Annotated in this window: 16 protein-coding genes and 1 other RNA gene; 8 read left to right on the top strand and 9 right to left on the bottom strand. The window is 54.4% G+C overall.

What is annotated here, in order from left to right; translation table 11 throughout:
• Positions 1-296: 296 nt before the first annotated feature.
• From ubiI to O6D90_RS04125, 4 genes are all read right to left on the bottom strand, one after another.
• The gene (ubiI, locus tag O6D90_RS04140) at positions 297-1,499 is read right to left on the bottom strand and encodes an FAD-dependent 2-octaprenylphenol hydroxylase (RefSeq protein ID WP_016154357.1); all 1,203 of its coding nucleotides are present in this window, start codon (positions 1,497-1,499) and stop codon (positions 297-299) included.
• 139 nt (positions 1,500-1,638) lie between these two features.
• Complete coding sequence (gene ubiH, locus O6D90_RS04135) at positions 1,639-2,817, bottom strand: 2-octaprenyl-6-methoxyphenyl hydroxylase (protein WP_016157418.1); 1,179 nt, start codon at positions 2,815-2,817, stop codon at positions 1,639-1,641.
• On the bottom strand, positions 2,814-4,139 hold the full coding sequence (gene pepP, locus O6D90_RS04130; RefSeq protein ID WP_016157419.1) for a Xaa-Pro aminopeptidase: 1,326 nt from the start codon (positions 4,137-4,139) through the stop codon (positions 2,814-2,816). Before pepP ends, ubiH begins: the two co-directional genes overlap by 4 nt.
• 24 nt (positions 4,140-4,163) lie before the next feature.
• Positions 4,164-4,742 (bottom strand): YecA family protein, encoded by a 579-nt coding sequence (locus O6D90_RS04125; protein WP_016157420.1) that lies wholly within the window; start codon positions 4,740-4,742, stop codon positions 4,164-4,166.
• A 167-nt stretch (positions 4,743-4,909) separates the two neighbouring features.
• Between O6D90_RS04125 and zapA the strand changes: the two genes are divergently transcribed.
• The 3 genes from zapA to O6D90_RS04110 all read left to right on the top strand — a co-directional run bounded on the left by zapA (position 4,910) and on the right by O6D90_RS04110 (position 6,080).
• Positions 4,910-5,239 carry a cell division protein ZapA gene (zapA, locus tag O6D90_RS04120; RefSeq protein ID WP_003026980.1) on the top strand — a complete coding sequence of 110 codons (330 nt, stop codon included), beginning with the start codon at positions 4,910-4,912 and terminating at the stop codon, positions 5,237-5,239.
• A 41-nt stretch (positions 5,240-5,280) separates the two neighbouring features.
• Positions 5,281-5,464, top strand: a non-coding RNA gene (ssrS, locus tag O6D90_RS04115) — 6S RNA.
• A gap of 19 nt (positions 5,465-5,483) precedes the next feature.
• On the top strand, positions 5,484-6,080 hold the full coding sequence (locus O6D90_RS04110) for a 5-formyltetrahydrofolate cyclo-ligase (protein WP_016154362.1): 597 nt from the start codon (positions 5,484-5,486) through the stop codon (positions 6,078-6,080).
• A gap of 382 nt (positions 6,081-6,462) precedes the next feature.
• Here O6D90_RS04110 and serA read toward each other — a convergent pair whose 3' ends face one another.
• Together serA and rpiA are read right to left on the bottom strand one after the other, a co-directional pair.
• Complete coding sequence (serA, locus tag O6D90_RS04105) at positions 6,463-7,695, bottom strand: phosphoglycerate dehydrogenase (RefSeq protein WP_016154363.1); 1,233 nt, start codon at positions 7,693-7,695, stop codon at positions 6,463-6,465.
• Positions 7,696-7,965: 270 nt separating this feature from the next.
• Positions 7,966-8,625: a ribose-5-phosphate isomerase RpiA gene (gene rpiA, locus O6D90_RS04100; protein ID WP_016154364.1), complete on the bottom strand. Its 660-nt coding sequence runs from the start codon at positions 8,623-8,625 to the stop codon at positions 7,966-7,968.
• Between the two features lie 170 nt (positions 8,626-8,795).
• Here rpiA and argP point away from each other — a divergent pair, with 170 nt between their 5' ends.
• From argP to O6D90_RS04075, 5 genes are all read left to right on the top strand, one after another.
• The gene (gene argP / locus O6D90_RS04095) at positions 8,796-9,689 is read left to right on the top strand and encodes a DNA-binding transcriptional regulator ArgP (RefSeq protein WP_003825477.1); all 894 of its coding nucleotides are present in this window, start codon (positions 8,796-8,798) and stop codon (positions 9,687-9,689) included.
• A 226-nt stretch (positions 9,690-9,915) separates the two neighbouring features.
• Positions 9,916-12,060 carry a methylmalonyl-CoA mutase gene (gene scpA / locus O6D90_RS04090; protein ID WP_271143253.1) on the top strand — a complete coding sequence of 715 codons (2,145 nt, stop codon included), beginning with the start codon at positions 9,916-9,918 and terminating at the stop codon, positions 12,058-12,060.
• A complete protein-coding gene (meaB, locus tag O6D90_RS04085) occupies positions 12,053-13,048 on the top strand; it encodes a methylmalonyl Co-A mutase-associated GTPase MeaB (protein ID WP_016157422.1) in 996 nt (331 codons plus the stop codon). The genes scpA and meaB overlap by 8 nt, the downstream gene beginning before the upstream one ends.
• 10 nt (positions 13,049-13,058) lie before the next feature.
• On the top strand, positions 13,059-13,844 hold the full coding sequence (gene scpB / locus O6D90_RS04080; RefSeq protein WP_016157423.1) for a methylmalonyl-CoA decarboxylase: 786 nt from the start codon (positions 13,059-13,061) through the stop codon (positions 13,842-13,844).
• A gap of 24 nt (positions 13,845-13,868) precedes the next feature.
• Entirely contained in the window at positions 13,869-15,335 is a 1,467-nt protein-coding gene (locus tag O6D90_RS04075) for an acetyl-CoA hydrolase/transferase family protein (RefSeq protein ID WP_016157424.1), read from the top strand.
• Here O6D90_RS04075 and srsR read toward each other — a convergent pair.
• From srsR to argO, 3 genes are all read right to left on the bottom strand, one after another.
• Positions 15,332-16,228, bottom strand: coding sequence for a LysR family transcriptional regulator SrsR (gene srsR, locus O6D90_RS04070; protein WP_016154369.1), 897 nt, complete (start codon positions 16,226-16,228; stop codon positions 15,332-15,334). The genes O6D90_RS04075 and srsR overlap by 4 nt on opposite strands.
• Positions 16,229-16,414: 186 nt before the next feature.
• Positions 16,415-17,137, bottom strand: a complete 723-nt coding sequence (locus O6D90_RS04065) for an oxidative stress defense protein (protein WP_016157425.1) — start codon at positions 17,135-17,137, stop codon at positions 16,415-16,417.
• Between the two features lie 93 nt (positions 17,138-17,230).
• Complete coding sequence (gene argO, locus O6D90_RS04060; protein ID WP_016157426.1) at positions 17,231-17,866, bottom strand: arginine exporter ArgO; 636 nt, start codon at positions 17,864-17,866, stop codon at positions 17,231-17,233.
• Positions 17,867-17,921: the final 55 nt, after the last annotated feature.

The following is a 17,921-nucleotide window of genomic DNA, read 5'->3' as shown; positions in this document are numbered from 1 at the left end:
ACCATCACATTAGCTTATGGCCAAAAACAGCAAAATCACCGGCAGAACAAAACCCCATCCATACGGCAAATAATCAGAATAAAAAATAAATACAAGCTGGAATTAACAGCACCAACCAACATTAAATGTGGAAAAATTGTCAAAAATGGCGTTATGAAAAAAACGTAATATTAAAAAAACTAATGCGAAAAAAGGCGTGGAATTAGATTATTTCAAATGAGAGAAGCACCCCGGCGCGCAGGCCGGGAGTGGAAAGTGTGACGGGTCTCAAACTCTTAAGATTGTCCTTACGGACGCTAGCGTAACCACTCAGGAAGATCGTTCAGTCCCATCGCCTGGCGGATGAGCTGTGGTTTTACGCCTGGCAGGGTATCGGCCAGTTTCAGACCAATATCACGCAGCAGTTTTTTCGCCGGATTCTCGCCTGCAAACAGTTCACGAAAGCCCTGCATACCGGCCAGCATCATCGCTGCGCTGTGCTTACGGCTGCGCTCGTAGCGGCGCAAATAGAGATACTGACCAATATCTTTGCCCTGACGCTGGAGCCGCTTCAGCTCATCGATCAGCTCCGCCGCATCCATAAATCCAAGGTTAACCCCCTGACCCGCCAGCGGGTGGATGGTATGCGCCGCATCCCCCACCAGCGCCAGACGATGAGCAGCGAACTGACGGGCATAGCGTCCCGTCAGCGGAAACGCCTGACGCTCGCTTTCAAGGCTGCACAGCCCCAGGCGATTATCAAAAGCGATATTCAGCGCCTGATTAAACTCGTCAACGCTTGCCTGCTGCATGCGTTCTGCTTCCTGCGGCGAAAGCGACCAGACGATAGAGCACAGGTGCGGGTCACTGAGCGGCAGGAACGCCAGGATCCCCTCACCGTGAAACGCCTGCCGCGCAACCGCGCCGTGAGCTTCCTGCGTACGGATAGTCGCCACCAGCGCATGATGACGGTAATCCCAGAAAGTGAGCGGAATATCCGCTTTGTTGCGCAGCCAGGAGTTAGCGCCATCGGCGCCGACCACCAGGCGAGCTGTCAGCATTGCGCCATCTTTCAGGGACAGAAATGCCTCATTCTCACCCCAGGCTACCTGCTGTAACTCAGCGGGCGCCATCAGCGTAATATCCGCTGAACGCTGCGCTTTTTGCCAGAGTGCGTAATGGATCTCTGAGTTTTCAACGATGTGGCCTAAATGGCTGTAACCCATGCTCTGGTCATCAAACGCAATACGCCCAAAGCTGTCTTTGTCCCAGACTTCCATGCCGTGGTAGCAACAAGCGCGACGGGCAACAATGTCGGACCAGACGCCCAGTCGGCTAAGCAGTTTTTCACTGGCGGCATTAATGGCCGATACGCGAAGCTGAGGAGGTGCATCCGCCGCCAAAGGCTGCGGAACATGTTGTTCTAACACCGCAACGCGCAACCCGCTGCCCTGCAAGCCGCAGGCAACCGCCAGTCCCACCATGCCGCCACCAACAATTGCTACATCAACACTTTGCACTGTTTGCTCCTGAAAATAGGACAATCAAAAACCGTAGGCCGGATAAGGCAAAGCCGCCATCCGACATTACTTCCGCGACATTGCCTGATGGCGCTGCGCTAATCAGGCCTGCTTTTTTAATTCGGCCTACAGGTTATATCTATCGCGCAACCCAACCGAGGGTCCGCTCCGCCAACGCATCGCGCGCAGGCGTGAATAATTCCATCGCCATCAGCCCGACATTACGCCCAACGACCAGCGGGGCCCAGCGATTGGCAAACAAATACACCAAATTGTTGGTCACACCAATCGTCGTTTCGCGATCGCGTTCGCGGCGCTGCTGATAGTGTGCCAGCACCGCATAATCACCGATATCTTCCACGCAATTTTGCGCCTGCGTCAACGTCTCAGCCAGGCTCATCACGTCGCGCAGACCAAGGTTGAAACCTTGTCCGGCAATGGGATGCAGCGTCTGTGCTGCGTTCCCCACCAGCACAGTACGATGGGTAATGGCTTTTTGCGCCGAGGTTAATGAAAGCGGATAAGCGTTGCGTTTACCGGCCCGGGTAATACGCCCCAACCGCCAGCCAAACGCAGTTTGCAGTTCGCGGCAAAATTGTTCGTCGGACCAGGCCATAATCTCATCCCGCCGCTCCAGCGGATGGCACCATACCAGCGAGCAGCGACCATCAGACATCGGTAGCATTGCCAGAGGACCATATTGCGTAAAACGTTCAAACGCTCGCCCGTCATGCGCAACGGAGGTCGTGACGTTGGCAATCACCGCCAGTTGTTCATAGGGTTGTTGCTGCCAGTCAACGCCGCAGGCGGTAGCCAGTGCGGAGCGCGTGCCATCGGCGGCCACCAACAGGCGACCATTGATCATCTCGCCATTTTCCAGCGTTACCTCAACGCGTTCCTGCGTGCGTGACACGCTGGCTACACGGTCGGGGCAGTGCAGCGTGATGCCCGGCGCTTTACGCAGCAGCGCAAACAAACGTAGCCCGACATCGTGCAGTTCCACCACCTGACCCAGCGCCGGAATACGGTATTCCTGCGCATCCAGCGTCACAAATCCGGCATGGCCGCGATCGCTGACGTGAACCGTTTTGATCGCCGTTGCGCAATCGGCAATCGCCTGCCATACGCCAATTCGCGCCAGCTGTTGGCAGGTCCCTGCCGCCAGCGCGATCGCCCGGGCGTCAAACCCTGGATGGCGGTCAGTTTCAGGTTCGCTCGCTTCTATCAGGTGGACAGGCAAAGTCCCGTGGCTGAGCTGAGAAATGGCCAGCGCCAGCGTCGCACCGACCATACCACCACCAACGATAATCACGCTCATTGCAGCCGCGCCGCAGCCATTAAGGCTTCAATGTCATCCGCTTTCTTCACCACGCTGGCGGTCAGGTTCTCATTGCCGTCCTCGGTGATGAGGATGTCATCTTCAATACGAATGCCGATACCACGATAAGCAGGCGGCACATCGGCGTCCGGCGCGATATACAGCCCCGGTTCGACAGTGAGCACCATTCCTGGCTCGAGAGTACGTGAGCGGTCCTGACCATAAACGCCAACGTCGTGCACATCCAGTCCCAGCCAATGGCTAAGACCATGCATAAAGAATGGGCGATGCGCATTTTCGGTAATCAGTTGGTCGATCTCGCCGTGCAAAATGCCAAGCTTCACCAGACCCGTAATCATGATGCGCACCACTTCGCCGGTGACTTCCTGGATGGACGTCCCCGGGCGATACAGGCGCAGACTGGTCTCTAATGACTCCAGTACGATGTCGTAGATTTCACGCTGTGCAGGGGAAAATTTGCCGTTTACCGGGAAGGTACGCGTAATGTCGCCCGCATAACCTTTGTATTCACACCCGGCGTCAATCAACACCAGATCGCCATCGCGCATTTCACTTTCATTTTCGGTGTAATGGAGAATACAGCCGTTTTCGCCGCTGCCGACAATCGTGTTATAGGATGGGTAACGCGCGCCATGGCGAGTAAACTCGTGGTGAATCTCCCCTTCCAACTGGTATTCAAACATTCCCGGACGGCATTTTTCCATCGCGCGGGTATGCGCCAGCGCACTGATCTCTCCGGCACGGCGCATGACCGCAATTTCTTCTGGTGATTTGAACAGGCGCATTTCATGGACCATTGGACGCCAGTCGATGATCGCGGCGGGTGCGTGCAGATTTTGTCTGGAGCCTTTACGCAGTTTATCCAACGCCGTGCACACAATCTCGTCTGCCCAGGCATATTCGCCCTGTGCGTGGTACACCGCGTCCAGGCCATTGAGCAACAGGTGCAGTTGTTGGTTGATTTCACTGAAGGCCAGTGCCCGGTCAACGCCGAGTTTTGCCGGTGCGGCATCCTGGCCCAGACGGCGGCCAAACCAGATCTCCGCCGTCAGATCGCGAACCCGATTAAACAAAACGCTGTGGTTATGAGTGTCATCACTTTTAATCAGCACCAGCACGGCTTCCGGTTCGTTAAAACCGGTGAAGTACCAGAAATCACTGCTTTGGCGGTACGGGTATTCACTGTCCGCGCTGCGCGTCGCTTCAGTCGCGGCAAAAATCAGCGCGGCGCTGCCGGGCTGCATTTGTGCCAGTAAAGCCTGGCGACGACGCTGGAATTCTTGCTGAGATATCTCGCTCATCACACTCTCCTTTGCGTTTCGTTCTTAGTGCAGAGTCGGTTTACGGACTTCCGGCGCGGTCGGCTGCTGACGCGTAAACGTGTCATGACACAGCAAGGCGGCTACGCGCACGTATTCGATAATCTCTTCGAGCGACATTTCCAGCTCTTCCTGATCTTCGTCTTCGTCATATCCCAACTGAGCGATATTGCGCAGGTCGTCAATCGCTTCACCGGTTTCACCGGTCACTTTGTCGAGCTTTGGCTGCGTAACGCCAAGGCCCAGCAAAAAGTGGTTTACCCACCCCGCCAGCGCATCGGCACGATCAAACACGCTAACGTCGTCGCCTTCAGGCAGATAAAGCTGAAAAAGGAAACCGTCGTCCTCGAGGGCATCGCTGGTGGCAGAGTGCATTTTCATCAGTGCCTGAGCCAGCTCGTGACCGAAGGCCAAACCTTCGTTCGTCAGGTCGTGCAGCAGCGGCTGCCATGAGCTGTCGTTGTTGCCGCCGCAAATCATCCCGCTGATCAAGCCGTGCATTTCGGCCGGGGTTAATCCAGCCCCTTGTTGGTTCAAAAACTGGCTAACGTCGTTGTAGCCAGGCATTTCGTTCTGTATAGACATAAGCATTCGTCATCAAAGGGAGGAATATTCATGGTATGCTACCACTTTGGGCCCTGGTGGACCAGAAAAGGGCTTGTATCTTGATACCAGGGTAGCTATAGTGTCGCCCCTTCGCGGACCCAAGGTCTGGAGACGAAGGCAGCGCAGTCAATCAGCAGGAAGGTGGCATGTCTGCACAACCCGTCGATATCCAAATATTTGGCCGTTCACTGCGAGTGAATTGCCCGCCTGAACAAAGGGATGCGTTGAATCAGGCTGCGGACGATCTCAATCAGCGATTGCAAGATCTGAAAGTTCGCACTAGAGTCACAAATACTGAGCAGTTGGTTTTCATCGCCGCGTTGAACATCAGCTATGAATTAACTCAGGAAAAAGCGAAGACGCGTGAGTACGCGGCGAGCATGGAACAACGTATTCGGATGCTACAACAGACCATCGAACAGGCGTTGCTTGATCAGGGTCGCATAACCGAAAAAACGGGCCAAAACTTTGAATAACACTTTTCGGTTTACTGTGGTAGAGTGACCGTGAAGACAAAATTTCTCTGAGATGTTTGCAAGCGGGCCAGTCCCCTGAGCCGATATTTCATACCACAAGAATGTGGCGCTCCATGGTTGGTGAGCATGCTCGGCCCGTCCGAGAAGCCTTAAAACTGTGACGACGCATTCACCTTGAACCAAGGGTTCAAGGGTTACAGCCTGCGGCGGCATCTCGGAGATTCCCTTCTACCTGGCAACAGCCATGACACTACTTTCTGAACTCCCTTTATCCCGGCAAGAAATTCGTCAACTGATTCGACAGCGTCGTCGCGCGCTGACCTCTGAACAGCAACGACAATACGGTCAGCAAGCCGCGACCCGAATGCTCAGTTTTCCCCCTGTTGTACTCGCGCATACTGTGGCGGTATTTCTCTCGTTCGATGGCGAACTCGATACCCAGCCGCTGATAGATCAACTGTGGCGAGCGGGCAAGCGCGTTTACCTTCCGGTTCTTCATCCCTTCAGTCCCGGTAATTTACTGTTCCTGCACTATCATCCGCGCAGCGACCTGGTGACCAATCGCTTAAAGATCCAGGAACCACGGCTTGATGTACGTGACGTATTGCCGCTGTCAAAGCTGGACGTACTGATTACGCCGTTAGTGGCATTTGATGAGGACGGGCAACGCCTGGGCATGGGCGGTGGATTTTACGACCGCACGCTACAAAACTGGCAGCAGCATAAGATCCAACCCGTGGGCTACGCGCATGACTGCCAGTTAGTAGAAAAATTGCCGGTTGAAGAGTGGGATATCCCGCTGCCAGCGGTGGTGACGCCGTCCAAAATCTGGGAGTGGTAGCCGTTTTTTGCCGATTGACAGCGCCGTTTTTTTGACCTAAATTCCTCGGTGAAGGGTGAGGGAGGCGAACCTCCCTCCTGCGTACTCTCTGTTAATATGCTGGGCAAGCGATGATTAACAGGATCAGCAGCATGATGACGTATCTCATCATCGTCCCTTTCCTTTTTAGAGCCCCTGCTTCGGTAGGGGCTTTCCCGTTTCAGCGCTATGCTGCGCCCCTATCGTAAATTCCTTTTATTGCTGTACAACACGCAACGCTGCCTTTAGTTGCCAACTGCGGCAAAGCTCGAAAAACAGAATGTATGCGTTACAGAAAGAGATTTTGAGGCAGGGAAATCAGAGGAAAGATGGGCAGGTCAACCGCCTGCCCATGTAGAGGAAATCAGTACAGCAGACGAGCGCGAATGGTTCCCGGAAGGGCTTTCATCGCCAGCAGCGCTTTCTCCGCCACATCTTCATCCGCTTCAATATCGATAACCACATAACCTACCTGCGCGGAAGTTTGCAGATACTGCGCGGCAATGTTGACGCCCTGCTCGGCAAAAATCTGGTTCAGTGCCGTCAGTACGCCCGGACGGTTTTCGTGAATGTGCATCAGACGACGACCACCGTGCAGCGGCAGCGAAACTTCCGGGAAGTTTACCGCAGACAGCGTAGACCCGTTGTCGGAATACTTGGTCAGTTTCCCAGCTACTTCCAGACCGATGTTTTCCTGCGCTTCCAGCGTTGAACCACCAATGTGCGGCGTCAGGATCACGTTATCGAAATCACACAGCGGCGAAGTGAAAGGATCGCTGTTAGTTGCCGGCTCGGTTGGGAATACGTCGATTGCAGCCCCCGCCAGATGTTTAGTCGCTAATGCGTCGCACAACGCAGGAATATCAACAACCGTACCGCGTGCGGCGTTAATCAGCAGCGCCCCCGGCTTCATCAGCGAAATCTCACGCGCGCCCATCAGGTTTTTGGTGGAGGCATTTTCCGGCACGTGCAGACTCACCACGTCGCTCATATTGAGCAGGTCGGAAAGATGCTGTACCTGCGTGGCATTGCCAAGCGGGAGTTTATTTTCAATATCATAGAAAAAGACATGCATCCCGAGCGATTCCGCCAGAATGCCCAACTGAGTACCAATGTGGCCGTAGCCGATGATCCCCAGTTTTTTACCACGCGCTTCAAAAGAGCCGGTAGCCAGTTTATTCCACACGCCGCGGTGCGCTTTGGCGTTCGCTTCGGGTACGCCACGTAGCAGTAGCAGCAGTTCGCCAATCACCAGCTCAGCAACGGAACGTGTGTTAGAGAATGGTGCGTTAAACACAGGGATCCCGCGCTTTGCCGCTGCACTTAGATCAACCTGGTTGGTGCCAATGCAGAAGCAGCCAATCGCGACCAGTTTCTCTGCGGCGTCAATCACATCTTCAGTCAGATGGGTACGGGATCGCAGGCCAATGAAGTGGGCATCACGGATGGACTCTTTCAGTTGTTCAGTGTCCAGAGCACCTTTGTGAAACTCGATGTTGGTATAACCTGCTGCACGAAGGCTTTCGAGTGCTTTTTGGTGCACGCCTTCAACCAGCAGAAATTTAATCTTATCTTTCTCCAGTGATACCTTTGCCATTTCCCCGACCCTGTCTTTTTTGTTCAAACTGATGTGTTGTGTGTGGGATTTTCATCCGTCTCTTCAACATATCAAAAAATAATATTGCGGCAATATGAACGTTTGCGTCGCCGTGCTGAAGAAATGTCATTCAACGGGAAATGTCAGAGGAAAATACTGGCGATAACTTTTTCTTTGGAGAGATCGGCAGGACAATATTATAAACGTGACACAAGTCACCAAATTTGCCCTGCCAAAATTTTTTTAACGGGAGAAGACGCTCCCGTCAGATCATTTTACGATAGTTTTCACGCCGTCAGGCGTACCGATCAGCGCGACATCCGCGCCACGGTTGGCAAACAGGCCGACGGTTACCACACCTGGAATCGCATTGATGGCATTTTCCAGCGCGATGGCGTCGAGGATCTCCAGACCGTGCACATCGAGGATCACGTTGCCGTTGTCCGTCACGACGCCCTGACGGTATTCAGGACGACCGCCCAGCTTCACCAACTGGCGAGCCACAGCGCTGCGCGCCATTGGGATCACTTCGACCGGCAGCGGGAAGTTGCCGAGAATATCGACTTCTTTAGACGCATCCGCGATGCAAATAAATTTCTTCGCCACGGAAGCAATGATTTTTTCACGGGTCAACGCTGCGCCGCCGCCCTTGATCATCTGCATGTGACCGTTGATTTCATCCGCACCGTCAACGTATACGCCGAGGCTATCCACTTCGTTAAGATCGAACACGTGGATGCCAAGGCTTTTGAGTTTTTCAGTCGATGCGTCCGAACTGGATACCGCACCTTCAATCTGACCTTTCATTGTGCCCAGCGCATCAATAAAGTGTGCGGCTGTTGAACCTGTACCTACGCCCACAATGGTGCCGGGCTGTACATACTGAAGTGCCGCCCATCCTACTGCTTTTTTCAGTTCATCCTGCGTCATGATCGTTTCGCCTGTGGTGTGAATATGGTGGGAAAATTCACGCGCATTATAGAACATTGTGCAGAAAAATGTCCCCACACCCGCTCGCAAGCGGCGGATTTCGTCTTTACCCAATCAAAAATTGTGTCATAGTGCAGAACAAGCAAAAATTTCAGGAGTGCGTCAAAGCAATGAAACGTCCGGACTACAGAACACTACAAGCACTGGATGCGGTTATTCGTGAACGAGGATTTGAGCGCGCGGCGCAAAAGCTGTGCATCACGCAATCCGCGGTTTCACAGCGCATAAAACAGCTTGAGAATATGTTCGGACAACCGCTGCTGGTGCGTACCGTACCGCCGCGCCCAACGGAACAGGGACAGAAACTACTGGCGCTTCTGCGCCAGGTTGAACTGCTGGAAGACGAGTGGCTGGGCGATGAACAAACCGGCTCGACGCCGCTTCTGCTTTCGCTGGCGGTGAACGCCGACAGTCTGGCGACCTGGTTACTTCCGGCGCTGGCCCCGGTACTGGCTAATTCACCGATTCGACTGAACCTGCAGGTTGAAGATGAAACCCGAACCCAGGAACGTCTGCGTCGTGGTGAAGTAGTCGGTGCGGTGAGTATTCAACATCAGGCGCTGCCAAGCTGTCTGGTGGATAAACTGGGCGCGCTGGACTACCTGTTTGTTGGCTCTAAACCTTTCGCCGAGCGTTATTTCCCAAACGGCGTCACCCGTTCCGCCCTGCTGAAAGCCCCGGCGGTCGCGTTTGACCATCTTGATGATATGCACCAGGCGTTCTTGCAACAAAACTTCGACCTGCCGCCGGGCAGCGTACCGTGCCATATCGTTAACTCGTCTGAAGCCTTCGTCCAGTTGGCCCGTCAGGGAACAACCTGTTGCATGATCCCACACTTACAGATTGAGAAAGAGCTGGAAAGCGGTGAGCTTATCGACTTAACGCCAGGCCTGTTCCAGCGTCGGATGCTGTACTGGCACCGCTTTGCACCAGAAAGCCGCATGATGCGCAACGTCACCGACGCGCTGCTGGCCTATGGCCACAACGTACTGCGTCAGGATTAATTCCTCGAACAGAGGCCGGATAGCGGCGTAAAGCCTCATCCGGCCTGCAAGCCTTGCCCCTCATTTCATGCTATTCCCGCCACGTCTTTGAAATACATCACAAAATAAAACACGCCACACGGCAAAAAACGACGTCCTGTTGGCTATTTTTTGCTGGCGACAAGCCAAATGAAAAAGCACACCGTATTCGCAAAGATTCAACTTATTGCGTAATACGGAGCAAAAAATGGCAAACGTGCAGGAGTGGCAAACACTCGCCAATAAAGAACTCAGTCGACGGGAAAAAACCGTTGAGTCGCTGGAAAGACAAACGGCGGAAGGGATTGCCATCAAGCCGCTGTACACCGAAGCGGATCTCGATAATCTGGAGGTGACGGGCACCCTGCCCGGTCAGCCGCCTTACGTGCGTGGCCCGCGCGCCACTATGTATACCGCGCAGCCGTGGACGATTCGCCAATACGCCGGTTTCTCTACCGCCAAAGAGTCCAACGCCTTTTACCGCCGTAACCTCGCCGCTGGGCAAAAAGGGCTTTCCGTCGCCTTTGACCTTGCCACTCATCGTGGCTATGACTCAGACAACCCGCGCGTAGCGGGCGACGTCGGCAAAGCCGGCGTGGCGATCGATACCGTCGAAGATATGAAGGTGCTGTTCGACCAGATCCCGCTGGATAAGATGTCGGTATCGATGACCATGAACGGCGCAGTGCTGCCGGTACTGGCGTTTTATATCGTCGCGGCGCAGGAGCAAGGCGTGACGCCGGAACAGCTCACCGGGACCATTCAGAACGATATTCTGAAAGAGTACTTGTGCCGGAACACCTACATTTATCCGCCAAAACCCTCCATGCGCATTATCGCCGACATCATCGCCTGGTGCTCAGGCAACATGCCGCGCTTTAACACCATCAGCATCAGCGGCTATCACATGGGTGAAGCCGGGGCAAACTGCGTACAGCAGGTGGCGTTTACGCTGGCAGACGGTATTGAATACATCAAGGCCGCGCTTTCCGCCGGACTGAAAATTGATGACTTCGCCCCGCGCCTGTCATTCTTCTTCGGCATCGGCATGGATCTGTTTATGAACGTCGCCATGCTGCGCGCTGCACGGTATCTGTGGAGCGAAGCGGTCAGCAGTTTTGGCGCGACCAACCCGAAATCTCTCGCTCTGCGTACCCACTGCCAGACCTCAGGCTGGAGCCTGACCGAGCAGGACCCGTACAACAACGTGGTACGAACCACCATTGAAGCGCTCGGCGCTACGCTTGGCGGCACCCAGTCTCTGCATACCAACGCTTTTGATGAAGCGCTCGGTCTGCCCACCGATTTCTCCGCCCGTATTGCGCGTAATACGCAGATCATCATTCAGGAAGAATCAGAGATCTGCCGCACCGTCGATCCGCTGGCCGGATCGTATTACGTCGAATCACTCACCGATCAAATCGTGAAGCAGGCGCGCACGATCATCAAGCAGATTGATGAGGCAGGCGGCATGGCGAAGGCGATTGAAGCCGGGCTTCCTAAACGGATGATCGAAGAAGCGTCCGCGCGCGAACAGTCGCTGATCGACCAGGGTAAGCGCGTTATCGTCGGGGTGAACAAATACAAGCTGGATAAAGAAGACGACACGTCGGTGCTGGAGATCGACAACGTGAAGGTGCGCAACGAGCAGATTGCCTCACTGCAGCATATCCGCGCCACCCGCGACAATGATGCGGTTAAAGCCGCGCTATCCGCGCTGACCCACGCCGCGCAGCAGAATGAAAATCTGCTGGCCGCCGCCGTCAACGCCGCCCGCGTTCGCGCCACGCTCGGTGAAATCTCCGATGCGCTCGAGGCCGCCTTTGACCGTTATCTGGTTCCCAGCCAGTGCGTTACCGGGGTGATTGCACAAAGCTATCACCAGTCCGACAAATCCGCCGATGAGTTCGATGCCATTGTTGCGCAAACCGAACAGTTCCTCACAGAAAATGGCCGCCGCCCGCGTATTCTGATCGCCAAGATGGGTCAGGACGGACACGATCGCGGCGCAAAAGTGATCGCCAGCGCCTACTCCGATCTCGGCTTCGATGTCGATCTCAGCCCGATGTTCTCCACACCGGAGGAAATTGCCCGTCTGGCGGTAGAAAACGATGTGCATGTCATTGGCGCATCATCGCTGGCGGCGGGTCATAAGACATTGATCCCTGAGCTGGTCACCGCGCTCAAAGGCTGGGGACGCGAAGACATTTGCGTCGTCGCCGGCGGGGTTATTCCGCCACAGGATTACGCTTTTCTACACGAACATGGCGTGGCAGCCATTTATGGCCCCGGCACGCCGATGCTCGACAGCGTCCGCGATGTGTTAACCCGTATCAGTCAGCATCATGATTAACGCCGCCACGCTTGAGGATACCGTCCGCCGCTTGCGACTCGGTGAACGGGCTACGCTCGCCCAGGCGATGACGCTGGTCGAAAGCAATCACCCGCGCCACCAGCCGCTGAGTACGCAATTGCTGGACGCGATTATGCCGTTCACCGGTAACGCCCTGCGTCTGGGGATCACCGGCACGCCGGGCGCGGGTAAAAGCACCTTTCTGGAAGCATTCGGCATGCTGTTAATTCTCCGCGGGTTACGGGTAGCGGTGATCGCCGTCGATCCCAGCAGCCCGGTCAGCGGCGGCAGCATTCTGGGTGATAAAACCCGCATGACGGAACTGGCTCGCGCAGAATCTGCGTTTATACGTCCGGTTCCTTCCTGCGGTCATTTAGGCGGCGCCAGCCAGCGCGCCCGCGAATTAATGCTGCTGTGCGAGGCGGCTGGCTTCAACGTGGTGATTGTGGAAACCGTCGGCGTTGGGCAGTCGGAAACCGAAGTCGCAGGCATGGTGGATTGCTTTCTCTCACTGCAAATCGCCGGCGGTGGCGACGATTTGCAGGGCATCAAAAAAGGCCTGATGGAGATGGCGGATCTGGTCGTCATCAACAAGGACGACGGTGATAACCGTACCAGCGTTGCCATCGCCCGCCATATGTACGAATCCGCCTTGCATATTCTGCGCCGCAAATATGACGAGTGGCAGCCGCAGGTTCTGACCTGTAGCGCCCTGGAAAAACGCGGCATTGAGGAGGTTTGGCAGGCGATAACCGACTTTAAAACGTGCCTTACCGCCAGCGGTCGACTGGAAAAAGTCCACCAGCAGCAGGCGGTGGAATGGCTACACAAGCAGGCTGAAGAAGAAGCCTTGCATCTGCTGTTTGCCCGGGCTGATTTCGACCAGTATTTCCAGCAGACGCTGCTGGCCGTCAAAAACAATGATCTTTCGCCGCGCACCGGCCTGCGGCACATCAGCGAATTTATCCAGCATCATTACTTTCAATAAAGAGAACATTATGTCTTATCAATACGTCAACGTGGTCATCATCCAGAAAGTCGCGGTCATTGAGTTCAATTACGGCCGCAAGCTCAATGCCCTGAGCAAAGTGTTTATTGACGATCTGATGCAGGCGCTGAGCGACCTCAATCGTCCGGACATTCGCTGCATCATTCTGCGCGCCCCGAGCGGGGCCAAAGTGTTCTCTGCCGGGCATGATATTCATGAGCTCCCCACCGGACGTCGCGATCCGCTCTCTTATGACGATCCGCTGCGTCAGATAACTCGTATGATCCAAAAATATCCGAAGCCGGTGATCTCCATGGTTGAAGGCAGCGTCTGGGGCGGCGCGTTTGAGATGATCATGAGTTCCGATCTGATCATCGCAGCCAGTACGTCTACCTTCTCCATGACCCCGGTCAACCTCGGCGTGCCCTATAACCTGGTGGGCATCCACAACCTGACCCGCGACGCTGGCTTTCACATCGTTAAGGAGCTGATTTTTACCGCCTCGCCCATCACCGCTCAACGCGCTATGGCGGTCGGGATCCTCAACCATGTCGTTCCAACCGAGGAACTGGAAGATTTCACCCTGCAAATTGCGCATCACATCTCGGAAAAAGCGCCGCTGGCAATCGCCGTCATCAAAGAAGAACTGCGCGTGTTGGGCGAAGCACACACCATGAACTCTGACGAATTCGAGCGCATTCAGGGCATGCGCCGCGCGGTGTATGACAGCGAGGATTATCAGGAAGGGATGAACGCGTTTATGGAAAAACGTAAACCTAATTTTGTTGGCCATTAATCACGTCCGACGAAGGAGACGGCCATGAAACGGATGAGCGCCGAACAGGCGGCAGAAATTATCCAGCACGATGATATGGTGGCGTTCAGCGGCTTTACCCCCGCGGGTTCGCCAAAAGCGTTACCCACCGCAATTGCCCAACGCGCCTGCGAACGGCATCAGGACGGGCAGCCTTTTCAGATCCGCCTGCTGACCGGGGCATCAATTGGCGCCGCCGCTGATGATGCATTATCCGCGGCGGATGCCGTTTCCTGGCGTGCGCCTTATCAAACCTCATCTGGCCTGCGCGAGAAAATTAACCAGGGCCAGGTGAGGTTTGTCGATCTCCATTTGAGCGAAGTCGCGCAGATGGTTAATTACGGCTTTTTTGGCGAAATCGATGTTGCCGTCATTGAAGCTTCCGCCATTGCGCCGGATGGCCGGATTTGGCTTTCCAGCGGTATTGGCAATGCACCCACCTGGCTGCTGCGGGCGAAAAAGGTGATTATCGAGTTGAATCATTACCATAATCCGCGCGTGGCTGAGTTTGCCGACATCGTAATACCCGGCGCACCGCCGCGGCGTAACAGCGTACCCATATTTCATACCATGGATCGCGTGGGCAGTCAGTGCGTGCAGATAGACCCCAGGAAAGTGGTCGCGGTGGTGGATACCGAGCTGCCCGATGCCGGGAATGTGTCGGATAAAACCAATCCGGTCAGCCAACAAATTGCCGATAACGTCGTCACTTTCCTACTGGCAGAAATGGCGCACAAACGCATTCCAGCAGAGTTTCTGCCCTTACAAAGCGGCGTGGGCAATATCAACAACGCGGTAATGGCGCGACTGGGGGAGAATCCGGATATTCCGCCCTTTATGATGTATTCAGAGGTGTTACAGGAATCGGTGGTGCATCTGCTGGAAACGGGCAAGATCACCGGTGCCAGCGCCTCCAGCCTGACCATCTCAGCCCCGTCGCTACAGAAGATTTACGACAACATGGACTTCTTCACCAGCCGAATTGTGCTGCGCCCGCAGGAGATCTCCAATAACCCGGAAATCATCCGTCGGCTGGGGGTCATTGCGCTCAACGTTGGGCTTGAGTTTGATATCTACGGCCATGCCAATTCCACGCACGTTGCGGGCGTGAACCTGATGAACGGGATCGGCGGCAGCGGGGATTTCGAGCGCAACGCCTACCTGTCTATCTTTATGGCGCCGTCGATTGCCAAAGGCGGGAAAATCTCAACCATCGTACCGATGTGCAGCCATGTCGACCACAGCGAACATAGCGTTAAAGTGATCGTGACCGAACAAGGGATTGCCGATCTGCGTGGGTTATCTCCGATGCAGCGGGCGCACACGATTATCGATAACTGTGCGCATCCCCTTTACCGGGACTACCTGCACCGCTATCTGGAAAAAGCGCCCGGCGGGCATATCCATCACGATCTCAGCCATGCGTTCGATCTGCATCGCAACCTTCTCGAGACAGGATCGATGCTCGGTTAACTTGCCGTACCGTCACGATCTTCAGCAATATGCTGGAGCATGGTGCCGGTATAGCGATGATTTTTCAGCGAATAGAGAAACTCCTGCATATACATGGGGCTGCCGGGCGCGTCGAAATACTTTAGCGTCGACGGATTCACCAGCCGCCAGGCAAAATGAGGGATCACCGTCAAAAACTGCCCGCGCTCCACCGCGCTAATCTTGGCCATAAAGCTGTACGGACGGTAGATAATCGTCGGATTGATCCCGCAGGGCCGCATGTAAGCATCCAGCATCGCCTCAAAGTTGGCGCGATTCTGGAAACGCATTTGCAGCCAGGGTAGCTCGCGCAACAGATCCTGCGGCTGTTTCTCTTCGTAGCGCCGGGAAACGAGAAACCCCAGACGTAGCGGAGACAGTTCGCTGATCGCCAGATTTTCCAACTCCTGTACGCGGGGAGAAACGTGCTGCGGCGAGATAATGAAATCCAGTTTGCGGTCGAACAGATTATCAATCACCCCATTCTCGCTGAATTCAACGGCCTGGGCCGTCACGCCGTCATATTTATCGCCAAGGCTAATCAACTGGTCAAAAATAATCGTTGGATAAGTATTATCGATACCGATGACGATTTCCCGCGAGCGACAAGAGGCGTTATGGATTTCGTTATCAATGGCAGAGAGGCGCTGATAGACGGGAAACAGCTTCTGATACAGCTCCTGTCCGGCTTTATTCAGGCTGATGTTGTTATCTTTACGGGTAAACAGCGTATAGCCGATTTGATCTTCCAGTGCAGCAATGCTTTTACCGAAAGGCGATGCGGTCATATGTATTTTTTCTGCCGCTCTGGCGATGTTATTAGTTTGCGCCAGCAGAATGAAATTACGCATCTTTTTCGAGATAAAAATATCCATAGCGTCCCCTTAAAAATCGCTATGGCCTATCCTCATTACCACGAAAAAAAAGACTGAATGTGAGGTCTCATTTTTACAGTTGCTCACAGAAAAAACCGGCTGGAATATTTTGTCGGCCTGATGAGACGCGTAAGCATCGCCATCAGGCTAAAATCTTGCCGGATGGCGACTTACGCCTTATCAAGACTACTTATTGGTTACTGTTGGCTCAATCTGGAAGACGACATCAACCTGATCGTCAAACTGAATAACCGGCTGTTCGTAGGTTTCCTGAGCGGAGGTTGCAGGCGCTGCATCTGCTTTCATCATCCGTACCATCGGGCTCGGTTGATAATTGGAAACGTGGTAACGCACACTGTAAACGGGACCCAGTTTGCTATTAAAGCCCGCGGCCAGCTGTTCAGCCTGATGAACAGCATCATCAATCGCCGCTTTACGCGCTTTGTCTTTGTAAGCATCCGGCTGGGCAACGCCCAGCGATACCGAACGAATCTCATTCAGACCGGCCTTCAGCGCGCCATCAAGCAGAGCGTTGAGTTTGTCCAACTGACGCAGCGTGACTTCAACGGTGCGCACTGCACGATAACCTTTGAGGATGCTTTTGCCGTTCTGGTAGTCGTAGTCCGGCTGCGTACGCAAGTTTGCAGCGCTAATGTCTTTCTTCACTATCTGGTTCTGTTCAAGGAAAGACAGATATTGCGCCACGCGCTCATCGGCCTGCTTCTTCGCGGAAGCCGCATCCTTTGCAGCAACGTTCACTTCAATCGCCAGGGTGGCGATGTCTGGTGTTGCATCTACGCTTGCCGTTCCGGAAGTCACGATGTGCGGTCCATTTGGCAACTCATTTGCCTGTACCGATAGTGCGCTGAATCCGACTAATGCCGCCAGGGCCATTATTTTGAACTTCACGGTCGTTCCTCCATGTTTCATTAATTACCCCAAAACTCAGGGCACATGCAGGCAAGCTTAGCCGATCTCGCTGCGTTGTCCATCAGACAACACTTAGTTGAACAGCGCTTGAACGTGCGCAACACCTTCTTTTGCCAGCTGAAAAGCGATAAACCACATCACTAATCCTACCAGCGTATTGATGATGCGCTGTGCTTTTGCAGTTCGCAGACGCGGTGCCAGCCAGGCCGCCAGCAATGCCAGACCGAAGAACCACAGGAACGAAGCGCTGACGGTTCCCAGTGCAAACCAGCGTTTAGGCTCAACGTCCAGTTGTCCCCCCAGACTCCCGAGCACCACAAAGGTATCCAGGTAAACATGTGGGTTGAGCCATGTCACCGCCAGCATAGTGGCGATAATTTTCCAGCGCCCCTGCTTCATCACTTCGGCGCTGGCCAGTTCCAGATTACTGCTCATCGCCGTTTTTAGCGCACCGAATCCGTACCAGAGTAAAAATGCGACCCCGCCCCAGGTGACCAGCGCCATCAGCCATGGCGACTGCATCAGCAAGGCGCTACCGCCGAAGATACCCGCGCAAATCAGCACTAAATCACTGATAGCGCAGAGTAAAGCAATCATGATGTGATACTGACGACGGATCCCCTGATTCATCACGAAGGCATTTTGTGGACCAAGCGGAAGTATCATGGCTGCACCAAGCGCAAGCCCTTGAAAATAGTAGGATAACATGTAAAACATCTCACATAATTGTCTTGTGGGCAGACTATACTGCGCGGGATTCATT

It is taken from the genome of Citrobacter sp. 21OH12SH02A-Citro (assembly GCF_027919895.1).
GTDB lineage: Bacteria > Pseudomonadota > Gammaproteobacteria > Enterobacterales > Enterobacteriaceae > Citrobacter > Citrobacter braakii.
This window is presented reverse-complemented; position numbering and strand designations above follow the sequence as displayed.